Genomic DNA, 11,824 nt, shown 5'->3' with positions numbered 1-11,824 from the left:
CTCTTTCTTCGTCCGTTCGCGAAGCCAGTCTTCGTTTATCTGCTGTAAATCGTTGTCACTGAGAGTCATATGCTATGTGAGAACCTGAATGATTATGCTTTATACTGTTACATAAATTGTTCTGATACACAATATTTTCTTTGGGGGTCTGAACGGTTACCTTTAATGAGTTTTTTGTTGTTACGTTCCAAGACGGCAAAGCGCCAGACTTCACCGATGCTGATAGCACCATATAACAAGCTGGGTACAGTATCTTCCTCATATTTGTCAATTGCAATCATTTCAGCCGCCAATTGATTAAAACCTTTTTCCAAATCCCCTTTTTTGGCTTCAATAACAATCAACTCTTTTTTTGCACGAAAAAAATAGTCAATCAAACCGCTTAATTTTTCATCCACATCAACCGGGTACTCAACATCCAGTCGCGCATCTACGCTTCTCATTACCGCATAAAGTATCGGTGCAATCATTAATTCCCTTTTGGCAATTTCCGAATTGATAGAGATTTTTGGTATCAGGGTATAATAGGCATCTCTTAAATCTGCAATTAACGGTGTGTCTATTTTTTCTTTTTCAGTTGTTTCTCTGGGTAATGTCAGTGTTTGTGTTGCAAAGGCATAACCTAATGCCGAAATAATTTCCTGGGTTGGATTACCCATGTCAAAATAGTCGCTAAAAGTATATCTTTTCCCTTTTTTGAATATTTGTTTGGGCATTTTTTAGTTATCTAGGTGCTTAGGAGTGAGAATTTTATAACTTCAGCAACTTGGCTGGTCTTTTCCTCCATTTTCTGCGTTGTGAAAACAGTTACATAGCTTGCTATGCGCCTGTTTTCACGCCTTGAAAATGAATAAAAATCCTGTGCCCAGTTTCTGCATTTATTTCATCCTCACTCCTTAAGGAAGTATAGTAATTATTTCCCGGCAAGCTGGAGCTTGCAAGGTCTGCATTCCCAATCTGGAGATTGGGAATGAGGGAGAAACTTTTTCTAAATAACAGAACCCATCTGGAAAATAGGCAGGTACATCGCAACTACCAGCCCACCGATAACCACCCCGAGAAAGGCCATGATCATCGGTTCCATCAAACTACTAAGCATTTCCACCAGATTATCAACTTCTTCTTCATAAAAGTCAGCGACTTTACTTAACATGGCATCAATTGAACCGGATTCTTCACCAATGGCAACCATTTGGATTACCATATTAGGAAATACGCCGGTATCCCGTAAGCTGACAGCTAAGCCAGTCCCGGCAGAAACTTCCTCTTTGACTTTCAGCAAGGCTTCAACATAGACGATATTGCCAGTTGCGCCTGCAACAGAGTCCATAGATTCAACCAGTGGTGTACCGGCGGCAAACATGGTAGCTAAGGTTCTGGCAAAACGCGCAATCGCGGATTTGGTCAGAATCTCACCAAACAAGGGCAGCTTTAAGGAAAGCCGCTCAGTCATGTGTCGAAAGGGTGTAATACGTTTTTTGGCCTGCTTAAATGCCATCACCAGACCAATTATGGAACCAAAAATAAGATACCAATAGGCTACAAAGGCATTGGAAAGCATCATGATAAACTGCGTGGGCGCAGGCAAGGCCGCGCCAAAACCCATAAACAGATCAGCAAAAACCGGTACTACAAAAATCATCAAAATTGCAGTAATGACAAACGCAACAATCAATACTGCAATGGGATAACCCAGGGCTTTTTTGATTTTCTTTTTCATGCCTTCGCTTTTTTCTTTGTAACTTGCAATTTTGCCTAACAAGTCTTCAAGAATACCGGCCTGTTCTCCCGCCTCAACCAGATTACAGAACAAGGTGTCAAATTGATCAGGGTGTTTGCGCAGGGCTTCAGCCAGCGTTCCCCCCGCTTCAACATCATTTTTAATTTCATAAATCAATTTGCGCATGGCGGGGTTATCATGGCCTTGCCCGACGATTTCAAAAGCTTGAATCAGGGGTACGCCTGAAGCCATCATGGTGGCTAACTGACGGGCAAAAATAGAAATATCAGCGGTGGTAATAGTGCCGCCCCCACCAAAACCTTCACCAAATAGTGGTTTGGATTTTTTTTTGACCTTGCCGGGGGTAATGCCTTCCCGCCGCAACAAGGCGCGCACCATCGCCTCGCTGGTACCCGATTTTTCACCTTTGGTTTTTTGGCCTGAGCGGTTTTTGCCTTCCCATACAAAAACAATTGCTTGAGGTCCACTTGCCCTTTTTTTGTTTTTAGCTGCCATTGTAATTCCCCTTATTCAAACCTTTATTCCAGTGTGACGCGGTTGACTTCTTCCATGCAGGTCAAGCCATCAGCAACTTTTTTTAAGCCGGAAATACGTAAATCAGGAATGCCTTCTTCTGCTGCCTGATCAGCCAGTTCCATTGAGTTTGAGCCGTCAATAATTAAGCGTTTCATTTTTTCTGATACCGGCATCACCTGATAAATACCGACACGTCCCTTAAAACCACTGGAGCAATGGTCGCAGCCCTCAGGATTGACATCATAAAGCGTTCTGGAGTCTGGGCTGTCCTGCATGAATTCCGCGACAACTTCTTCTGCAAAGCCTTCTTCTAATAAACTATTTTTATAGACGATATAACGATCTTTTCCTGTACTGGCAATATTGTCAGTTACCGTCACTTTGCGTTTACAATGTTTGCATAAACGCCGCGCCAGACGTTGCGCCATGATCAGGTTAACGGCTGTGGCAATCGCAAAAGGCTTAATGCCCATGTCAATCATACGGGTGACGGTTTGTGGTGCATCATTAGTATGCAGGGTCGCCATCACCAAATGCCCCGTAGAAGCCGCTTTAATCGCAATCCCACCGGTGGTAATATCTCGAATTTCTCCCACCAGAATAATATCAGGATCCTGACGCAGAAAAGCTTTCAATGCCTTATCAAAAGACATGCCGGTTTTTTCATCAATCTGTACCTGATTAACACCGGGCAGGTTGATTTCCACCGGATCTTCTGCGGTGGAAATATTCACGCCTTCGGTGTTAAGAATATTAATTCCGGTGTACAAGGAAACGGTTTTACCACTACCGGTAGGCCCTGTAACCAGGATCATGCCGTAAGGATTACTCAAGGCATCCAGATAAAGCTGTTTTTGTTCCGGCTCATAACCGAGTTGTTCAATATTCAAAGCTGCGGCAGAAGAATCCAGGATTCGCATCACGGTTTTTTCCCCAAACAAGGTCGGGCAGGTACTGACACGAAAATCGATAGATTTGGTTCTGGAAAGCTTCAGCTTGATGCGACCATCCTGAGGTACGCGGCGTTCCGATACATCCAGACGGGACATGACCTTGATACGCGCAGCAATTTTACCCGCCAGGCTTAGCGGGGCTTTAGCTATTTCCCGTAATACACCATCAATCCGGTAACGTACCCGGTAAAATTTTTCATAAGGTTCAAAGTGTAAATCCGATGCACCGACCTTAATGGCGTTAAGCAACATTTTGCGGACGAATACCACCACCGGGGCATCGCTTTCTGTATCGTCTTCTTCCGGTTTTTTTTCTTCTTGTTCTTCGGCTTCGTCACCAAACCCATCAAGGTCCTCATCATCCATGCCGTCCATGACGGATTCTGCGGCTTCAACGAGTTTTTCAATGATTTTAGCGAGTTTTTCCTGATCCACCAAAATGGCTTCAGTCGCCATATTGACGTGGAATTTAATATCATCCAGGGCTTGAAAGTTTGTTGGGTCGGCAATGGCGACAAACAAATGTTTACCGCGTTGATGGATGGGAAGTACCTGATGTTTTTTCAGCAGATCTAATTTAACCAGGTTAATAATATCCTGGTCTTGCTCAATTTCTTCGATATCCAGTAGTGGTACACCGAACTCTTGGGCAGCGGCATGTGCCAGATCGCCACTGTCAACCAGTTTTTGTTCAACCACATAATTGACAAAAGCCTGGTTTTTGTCACGCGCACTCTGAAACGCCTGTTGTGCGACAGGTTCTTCCAACAGGCCGTCAACGACCAGCTTACGTGCCAGTCCACCCAGTATAATTTTAGGAGAAGCCGTTGCCATATAAATTCAACCTCATTTGGGATAAGTTTTTTTCATATTATCCCGCGCAAAACTGCTTGTTTCTCAATCAATAAGTAAGGTTTTGGCGGTTTCCAGCCTGACGCATCACTTTTTTATATGGATTTCAGGCTGAAAAAAGCCGAAACCGAACTCAGATTAAGTTCACCTGTCAAATCAGCAGGTCAAATGAATAAAATTTTTCAGCAGTTGATGACCATGCTCAGTCAAGATGGATTCAGGGTGAAATTGCACACCTGCCACCGCTAATGTTTTATGTTGTATGCCCATAATTTCTTCAACCTTGTTATCGCCACTTGGCGTGCCACACCAGGCAGTGATTTCCAGGCAGTCTGGCAGGGTTTCCTGCTCAATTACCAGAGAGTGATAGCGGGTTGCCTGAAAAGGATGACTTAAATCAGTAAAGACACTATTATTATTATGATAAATTTTTGAAGTTTTTCCATGCATAATGGCGTGAGCATGCACAATTTTAGCACCAAATGCCTGACCAATACTTTGATGACCCAGGCAAACGCCCAGAATCGGAATTTTTCCGGCAAACTGGCGAATGGCATCGACTGAAACCCCCGCTTCATTGGGGGTGCAAGGCCCGGGAGAAATCACTAAATGTTGTGGTTTAAGCCGTTCAATTTCCGCTACGCTAATCTGATCATTGCGATACACCTGAACGTCAACGTTCAGTTCGCCAAAGTATTGCACCAGATTGTAGGTAAATGAATCATAATTGTCGATCATTAACAGCATAGGAGTCAGTTTCCTTTTCCTTAAAGGGTATGCAAACCGGCTTCCGCCCACTCTACTGCGCGAAACATGGCTCGTGCCTTATTTAGGGTTTCTTCCCATTCATTTTGTGGTATAGAGTCTGCGACTATGCCTGCACCGGCCTGAATATGCAAATGGCCTTCCTTTATCACGGCAGTACGAATTGCTATTGCCGTATCCATATCGCCATTCCAGGCCAGATAGCCCACCGCACCCCCATATACGCCGCGTTTGACCGGTTCAAATTCATCAATGATTTCCATTGCCCGAATTTTAGGCGCGCCGGATAAGGTGCCTGCGGGAAAAGTTGCGCGTAATACATCAATGGCTGACAAACCGTCTTTTAATTGTCCGGTGACATTAGAGACAATATGCATGACATGAGAATAACGCTCAATAATCATTTTATCTGTCAATTCAACACTGCCAATATCTGCAACACGCCCGACATCATTGCGGCCTAAATCTATCAACATTAAATGCTCAGCCAGTTCTTTTGGATCAGCCAGCAAATCCTGCTCTAACGCTTTATCTTCTGTTTCATCCGCGCCACGCGGTCGGGTTCCGGCAATCGGACGTACTACCACTTCCCGATCTTCCAAGCGTGCCAGAATTTCAGGGGATGACCCCACAATATGAAAATCATCCAGATCCAGATAATATAGATAAGGCGAAGGATTTAAGCAACGCAGTACCCGGTAGACATCCAGCGGTGGCGCTGACAGTGGAATAGACAGACGCTGTGATAACACCACCTGCATAATATCGCCATCAACAATATATTGTTTTGACTTGGCAACCGCCTGTTCATAACCGGGTTGAGTAAAACCGGAAACAAAATCACTTTCCTGCACAGTATTTTGTTCGGATACCTCAACCACTGCATGTAACAAGGGTGATTGTAATTGCGTGACCAATTCATTCAAACGTTGCTGCGCCGAATCAAAAGCCTGCGCTATTGCCGGGTCGGCATGGACTATTAAATACAATTTGCCGCTGAGGTTGTCAAATACCACGACCTCTTCAGAGAGCATCAGCAAAATATCCGGTGTTTGCAGTGGATCGGGGTGTTGCACCTTGTCCAGACGCGGTTCGATATAACGAATCGTGTCATAGCCAAAATAGCCGACCAAGCCTCCGGTAAAACGGGGTAAGTCTGCAAGTTCCGGTACTTTAAAGCGCTGTTGGAATTGTTCCACCCAAGCCAGAGGATCCTTGGCCTGGGTTTCTTCTGTCAATTTTCCATCAACAAAAACCTGTACCCGGTGCTCATGAATTTTTAACACATGCTGGGCAGAAAGCCCAATCATGGAATAGCGGCCCCATTTTTCCCCACCCTGTACGGATTCCAACAGATATGAATACTTGCCTCCCACATTCTGCATTGCCGGGTTTTGGGTCAGTTTCATATAAGCGCTCAGCGGCGTATCCAGATCGGCCAGGATTTCCCGCATCAAGGGAATGCGGTTATAACCTTGCGCTGCCAATTGCTGAAACGCCTCTGGAGACAGCGCTGATGACAAAGGTGAGGACAAAGAAGTCGCGGAATGCACAATTTACTCCGTATTATGCCAAGCTGGAAACGTAAAGACGTAGCATTGCTACGTCTCTACAATACAATGACAGTTTATGATAATACATCTGGCAGTTGGGTAAAACTGTCAATTACAACATCAGGATTGGCCAGATTAATGTCTTCACCGTGGTTATAACCATAACTCATACAGATAATACCAAAGCCTGCGGCCCGCGCGGCTTTGACATCACTGACTGAATCGCCCAGCATGATTGAATCTTTGGGTTTTACGCTAAAAAACTCAGCACCATGTAATAAAGGCATGGGATCAGGTTTTTTCCTGGGCAGGGTATCACCAGAAATAATAATATTGAAATAATCTGCAACCCCCAGGTCTTTCAATAAAGGTTCGGTAAACCGCGCCGCTTTATTGGTAATACAACCCATATGCAAATTTTGTGCTTTCAGCCATTCCAGACCTTGTTTCACGCCGGGATATAAACAACTGCGTTTACTGACATTATCCTGATAAATTTCCAGGAAAATCGGGTAGGCTTTATCATATAAAGCGATATCCGGGGTACCATTGAGATCATTGCTTAAGGCGCGCTCCACCAAACGCGGCACGCCGTTGCCCACCCATTGGCGCACCGCCGCTTCACCACGCAAAGGCATGTCCATCAACTTTTGCATCTCATCAACGCAATAAGCTAAATCCGGCACACTGTCCACCAGCGTGCCGTCTACATCAATTAAAATTAATTGTGGTAATTGCATCTAAAATCCAGATTTCTAATTTAAAAAGCAATGTAAACAATGCAGAAATTAATAAAGCCGCAGAAAACGCAGAAATGCACAGAAAATTTTTGTGCTTTTCTGCGCATTCAGCGGCAAATTTAAGTTCATGTCACTAAAATCGGGTAGAAAATATTGGACACCGATTAAGAAGCCTTCGCTAATTCTGCGCGCATGGCATCAATGGTGACTTTATAGTCATCAGTATTAAAAATGGCAGAACCGGCAACAAACATATCTGCGCCTGCTTCGGCAATTTCACGGATATTATCGACTTTCACGCCGCCGTCAATTTCCAGGCGAATATCAAAACCGCTGTCATCAATTAATTTACGCGCTTCACGTAATTTATCCAAGGTCGCCGGAATGAATTTCTGACCACCAAAACCGGGATTGACTGACATCAGCAAAATAATATCCACCTTGTCCATGACATGTTTCAGGCAATCCAAAGGGGTTGCCGGATTAAATACCAGGCCGGATTTACAACCGGATTCATGAATCAGTTGTAAGGTGCGATCAATATGTTCACTGGCTTCGGGGTGAAAGGTGATATAGCTGGCCCCGGCTGCTGCAAAATCAGGAATAATGCGATCCACTGGCTTAACCATCAGATGTACGTCAATCGGCGCGGTTACGCCATGCTTGCGTAAGGCTTCACATACCAGCGGCCCAATAGTTAGATTCGGTACATAATGGTTATCCATGACATCAAAATGTACGACATCTGCGCCTGAGTCGAGCACGTTAACGACTTCTTCACCCAAACGGGCAAAATCCGCAGAGAGAATCGAAGGGGCAATATGAAAATCAGCCATGATTTAAGTTTCCTGTTTTAGTTTGGGAAAACCGTCCACTTTACCTTATTCTGCCCTGGCAAAAAAGTGATTATTCTAAAAAAACATGCAGTACTTGCAAATATTGATTTGTAAAATTTTAATTCATTGCGTTTGATAGAAAGTTATGCACTTCTTCATCATCACTATCCAGCATTGCCTGCCAACTATCATAGCAACGGATATGTTTTCGGGTCAGAAAAATAATCAGATCCGCCTGTTTTCGAGCCAGCGTTAAATCAAATGTTGAAGTGACAACGGCAAGACCATGATCCCTTACCAGATGAGTCAGGTAATTACCCATCAACTGGCATTCTTCATGTTCTAACTGGCGAAATGTATCGTCAATAAACAGCACATCCGGGTCCAGCATCAAGCCACGGGTAATCGCCAGACAACGCCGCTGGTATTCGTCCAGATAAGCGGGCAGCACACTGACATCACACTGAATGCCAGTTTCCTGGATTAAGCGTCGCGCTTTTTCTTCAACCTGGGCATGATCGGCCAGGTGATGATATAAGGCGGGCAGCATGACATTAAGAAAAGCATTGTAACTGGATAATAACGGCGCATCACGCAGGATATACACGGCATGTTGACGTAACTCGCGCCATTGCTCAGGGGATAAATAGGTGCAGGCATTGCCCAGCAGGCGCAGCTCACCGGCGGCAGGGACTTCAATGCAGGCCAGGGCGCGTAAATAAGCTTCCTTGGCGATACCAAAAGGACCGATTAAACAGGTGATGCTGCCTGCGGGAATTTGACAATCCAAGGGCGGCAGAATCATATCGGATGTTTCTGCATGGGGCACCAAACCCCGCGCTTCCACCAATATTTTATTCGATTGTACAGGCTTATTTTCTGTCATCAGAGTAATGCAATAATACCGTCAAGTAAAAACACCAATGATAAACTGGTGGCATAAGCTTGTCGTGCTTGTTGCAGTAATTCTGCGGGTGAGCGGTGTACCCGCAGGGCATGAAAGCAGGCTGCTGTACCGATGATAAAGCCATAGAGCAGGTTTTTTAGCACAAACAGCATTACGTCAAAGGGGTGGAAAGCATAAGGCAGCAGCAACAGATAATTCATCACCCCCGGAGAAATCAGCAGCGCCCCTGCCATAATGCCGGAAACCAAGGCAATCAGCGAAAAATAAATCGATAGCACCAGTTGTGACAAAGCCGTGCCGAGTAATCTGGGGGTGATAAAAAAGTCGTAAATATCAACGCCTAGTAATTCCACGGCTTCGATTTCCCGGCGCAATTCCATGTTACCTAAATCCATGGTAATCGAAGAGGTGGCTCTACCTACCAGCACCATCGCGGTAAGCAAAGAACCAATTTCCAGTGCCACAATCTGTACCAGCATTGCCACCACTTCACCCGGTTCACCGACCAGGCGCAGCATTGACAGAATTTGATAAGCAATACTCAAACCCACTGCAAAAGCCAGCAGGCCGATCACGGGCAGCGAGTCAAGACCGATATGTATGAGTTGATCCAGTAGTCCGGCACGCCGGGTGGGGTCTAATATCACCCCGCTGCGCCATGAAGATAAGACCTTGGCAAAAAATGCAAGGAAATCCAGCAGGTATAACAATAATTTAACTGTGCGATGCCCCAGCCAACCACTAAAACGTAAAGGCCAGCGTAACAACCAGCGCAGCAGGGCGCGCAAGTAAAAACGCTTCACCTTAACGAAAAAAACACATTTTTAGACTAAAAAGATAAGTTTGCAGCAGAGCATCTACGTTGCGCATGGAGATTCATGCTTTAAAATATTTCTGCAAACGATATAAAAAAGTATCCCGACTTAAACCCAGCAAACGTGCGGCCTGACTACGGTTGCCTGCGGCATTTGCCAGTGCCTGTTCCAGCAAACTGGCTTCCAGTGCCTGAAAATTAATGCCGCTGGCTGGCAAAATAAAATCTGCCGGTGATGCTGAAATTTTGCTTTGCATGGTGTCAGGCAAGTCCTGGGGCTGTACTTCCCGATTACTGAATAAAATCTGCATCCGTTCACAGAAATTACGCAGTTCGCGCACATTCCCCGGCCATTCCCAGGACTCTAGTTGTTGTTGGCAGGATTTACTGTAACGTGGTGGCGGCAAATCATAATGTTTTGCAAAAAACTGGCGAAAATGCGTCAGCAAGACCTGTACATCACCGTGACGCTCGCGCAGTGGCGGTAATTCCAGCGGCACCACATGTAAACGGTAGAATAAATCCTGGCGAAAATAACCTTGTTGCATCCGCGCTGACAAATTCTGGTTAGTGGCTGCGATGATGCGCACATCCACCGGACGCTGCTGCACATCACTAAGGCGTGTTACGGTGCGCATTTCCAGAAAACGCAACAGTTTGGCCTGGGTTGCCAGTGGCAATTCACCCACTTCATCCAGGAACAATACGCCTTCATGTGCGCGTTCAATATAACCGGGATGATCACGCAAAGCACCGGTAAAGGCACCTTTGCGATAACCAAATAATTCCGCTTCAACCAGGTTTTCTGGAATTGCGGCACAATTTAAGGCAATAAAAGGCTTATGCGTGCGTTTGCTGGCTTGATGAATCGCCTGCGCCAGACGCTCTTTACCAGTACCGCTTTCACCAGTAATCAAGACCGTGACATCCGTACCTGCAACCATTTGTCCGGCATGCAGCACTTGTTGTAATAACGCAGAATCGCCCTGTAAATGTTGTCTGAATATTTTGTCAGTCATCGCTGCTATTCCTGAGTATGCATAGTGTGGTGGTGTGTTGCGTGTTCCTGATTTTGTGAATGCTGAAACCAGAAAAACAGACTAATTAATGCCAGTAATACGATTAAGCTACCAATCCAGCGGCGAATCGTGGGATTACGGGCAAAATGATATAAACGGCTGGTGAACAGACCGCTTGCCAATAGCGTTGGCAAGGTGCCCAAGCCAAACACCAACATAAATAAGGCGCTGTCGATGGCGCTACCCAAGGTGACTGCCATCAGCAACATGGTGTAGACAATACCGCAGGGCATCCAACCCCACACCGTGCCGTAAGCCAAGGCTTTAGGCAGGGTATCCACTGGCATCAAGCGCCGTCCCAGTGGCTCCAGGTAGCGCCATATCGGTTTGCCAATTTTTTCAAGCTGTACCAATTGACTGAACCAGCCACCCAGGTATAAGCCTATCATCAACATCATAACAATGGTCAATACACTCAGTAATTGATGTCCATCATGTAAAAACATTTGTTTTATGAGGGTTTCACTCACTTGCCCCAGCAATGCACCGATAATGATATAACTGCCAATACGACCGATGTTATAAATCAGAATATAAGCCGATAAATACCACCAGCGCTGCTGGGTTTGGCTGGGCAGCGCAAAACTTAATGCGCCCATAATACTGCCACACATGGACAGGCAATGCAGACTGCTAAGCAAGCCCACGGTAAAAGCGGTCAGTAATGAGGGGGTAAGCATATCATTCATATTGTGTGATATGCCATAGCGAATAGTAAGAATATGGGATATAACATGTTTTTTTTAGCTCAAAGTCCATTTATTTGAATTAAGTGATTGAATTTCATTGCTATTATTAATTGGCATTGCAGTTGCCTTATAGCTGATGGGTGTATCGGTTTTCAGGGGTATTGCTTGCAAAACTGGGAATGGAAACAATCGGGTGTGCTGATCTGAGTATGCCATAGAATGCCCCAAGTCGAATACCCCCCCCTATTTCATCCATGTTTGGGTGTGATTCAAGTCGAAACGTATGGGGGCAGGTTGCAAACCTGCACCCGTACTATAGAACGCACTATAGAATATGCTGCACTTTAAATCACACTTCATTGGTTTCTTCCATTTGCTA

At 45.2% G+C, this 11,824-nt stretch carries 11 protein-coding genes; all 11 read right to left on the bottom strand.

Translation table 11 applies throughout. The features are described from left to right. Positions 1 to 107 precede the first annotated feature (107 nt). A complete protein-coding gene (locus QUF61_RS10685) occupies positions 108 to 659 on the bottom strand; it encodes a hypothetical protein (protein ID WP_289681646.1) in 552 nt (183 codons plus the stop codon). Between the two features lie 329 nt (positions 660 to 988). Further along, complete coding sequence (locus tag QUF61_RS10680; RefSeq protein ID WP_103921115.1) at positions 989 to 2,236, bottom strand: type II secretion system F family protein; 1,248 nt, start codon at positions 2,234 to 2,236, stop codon at positions 989 to 991. Positions 2,237 to 2,259: 23 nt separating this feature from the next. Then, a complete protein-coding gene (gene pilB / locus QUF61_RS10675) occupies positions 2,260 to 4,044 on the bottom strand; it encodes a type IV-A pilus assembly ATPase PilB (RefSeq protein ID WP_177428544.1) in 1,785 nt (594 codons plus the stop codon). Between the two features lie 174 nt (positions 4,045 to 4,218). Continuing rightward, positions 4,219 to 4,809, bottom strand: a complete 591-nt coding sequence (locus tag QUF61_RS10670) for an anthranilate synthase component II (protein WP_103921116.1) — start codon at positions 4,807 to 4,809, stop codon at positions 4,219 to 4,221. Between the two features lie 20 nt (positions 4,810 to 4,829). Then, the gene (gene trpE, locus QUF61_RS10665; protein ID WP_103921140.1) at positions 4,830 to 6,338 is read right to left on the bottom strand and encodes an anthranilate synthase component I; all 1,509 of its coding nucleotides are present in this window, start codon (positions 6,336 to 6,338) and stop codon (positions 4,830 to 4,832) included. Positions 6,339 to 6,454: 116 nt separating this feature from the next. Next, the gene (locus QUF61_RS10660) at positions 6,455 to 7,120 is read right to left on the bottom strand and encodes a phosphoglycolate phosphatase (protein ID WP_103921117.1); all 666 of its coding nucleotides are present in this window, start codon (positions 7,118 to 7,120) and stop codon (positions 6,455 to 6,457) included. A gap of 164 nt (positions 7,121 to 7,284) precedes the next feature. Next, entirely contained in the window at positions 7,285 to 7,956 is a 672-nt protein-coding gene (gene rpe / locus QUF61_RS10655; protein WP_103921118.1) for a ribulose-phosphate 3-epimerase, read from the bottom strand. A 118-nt stretch (positions 7,957 to 8,074) separates the two neighbouring features. After that, entirely contained in the window at positions 8,075 to 8,842 is a 768-nt protein-coding gene (locus tag QUF61_RS10650) for an ATP-binding cassette domain-containing protein (RefSeq protein ID WP_289681644.1), read from the bottom strand. Continuing rightward, positions 8,842 to 9,651 carry an ABC transporter permease gene (locus QUF61_RS10645; protein ID WP_289681642.1) on the bottom strand — a complete coding sequence of 270 codons (810 nt, stop codon included), beginning with the start codon at positions 9,649 to 9,651 and terminating at the stop codon, positions 8,842 to 8,844. Before QUF61_RS10645 ends, QUF61_RS10650 begins: the two co-directional genes overlap by 1 nt. Before the next feature lie 88 nt (positions 9,652 to 9,739). After that, the gene (locus QUF61_RS10640) at positions 9,740 to 10,696 is read right to left on the bottom strand and encodes a sigma-54 interaction domain-containing protein (RefSeq protein ID WP_289681641.1); all 957 of its coding nucleotides are present in this window, start codon (positions 10,694 to 10,696) and stop codon (positions 9,740 to 9,742) included. Positions 10,697 to 10,701: 5 nt separating this feature from the next. Beyond that, positions 10,702 to 11,445 carry a sulfite exporter TauE/SafE family protein gene (locus QUF61_RS10635; protein WP_103921122.1) on the bottom strand — a complete coding sequence of 248 codons (744 nt, stop codon included), beginning with the start codon at positions 11,443 to 11,445 and terminating at the stop codon, positions 10,702 to 10,704. Positions 11,446 to 11,824: the final 379 nt, after the last annotated feature.

Source organism: Candidatus Venteria ishoeyi (assembly GCF_030378065.1).
Taxonomy (GTDB): domain Bacteria; phylum Pseudomonadota; class Gammaproteobacteria; order Beggiatoales; family Beggiatoaceae; genus Venteria; species Venteria ishoeyi.
This window is presented reverse-complemented; position numbering and strand designations above follow the sequence as displayed.

Bases quoted from the DNA above. Each gene is read 5' to 3' on its own strand.
- QUF61_RS10685 (WP_289681646.1), bottom strand. From the start codon at position 659: ATGGGTAATCCAACCCAGGAAATTATTTCGGCATTAGGTTATGCCTTT.
- QUF61_RS10680 (WP_103921115.1), bottom strand. From the start codon at position 2,236: ATGGCAGCTAAAAACAAAAAAAGGGCAAGTGGACCTCAAGCAATTGTT.
- pilB (WP_177428544.1), bottom strand. From the start codon at position 4,044: ATGGCAACGGCTTCTCCTAAAATTATACTGGGTGGACTGGCACGTAAG.
- QUF61_RS10670 (WP_103921116.1), bottom strand. From the start codon at position 4,809: ATGCTGTTAATGATCGACAATTATGATTCATTTACCTACAATCTGGTG.
- QUF61_RS10660 (WP_103921117.1), bottom strand. From the start codon at position 7,120: ATGCAATTACCACAATTAATTTTAATTGATGTAGACGGCACGCTGGTG.
- rpe (WP_103921118.1), bottom strand. From the start codon at position 7,956: ATGGCTGATTTTCATATTGCCCCTTCGATTCTCTCTGCGGATTTTGCC.
- QUF61_RS10650 (WP_289681644.1), bottom strand. From the start codon at position 8,842: ATGACAGAAAATAAGCCTGTACAATCGAATAAAATATTGGTGGAAGCG.
- QUF61_RS10640 (WP_289681641.1), bottom strand. From the start codon at position 10,696: ATGACTGACAAAATATTCAGACAACATTTACAGGGCGATTCTGCGTTA.
- QUF61_RS10635 (WP_103921122.1), bottom strand. From the start codon at position 11,445: ATGAATGATATGCTTACCCCCTCATTACTGACCGCTTTTACCGTGGGC.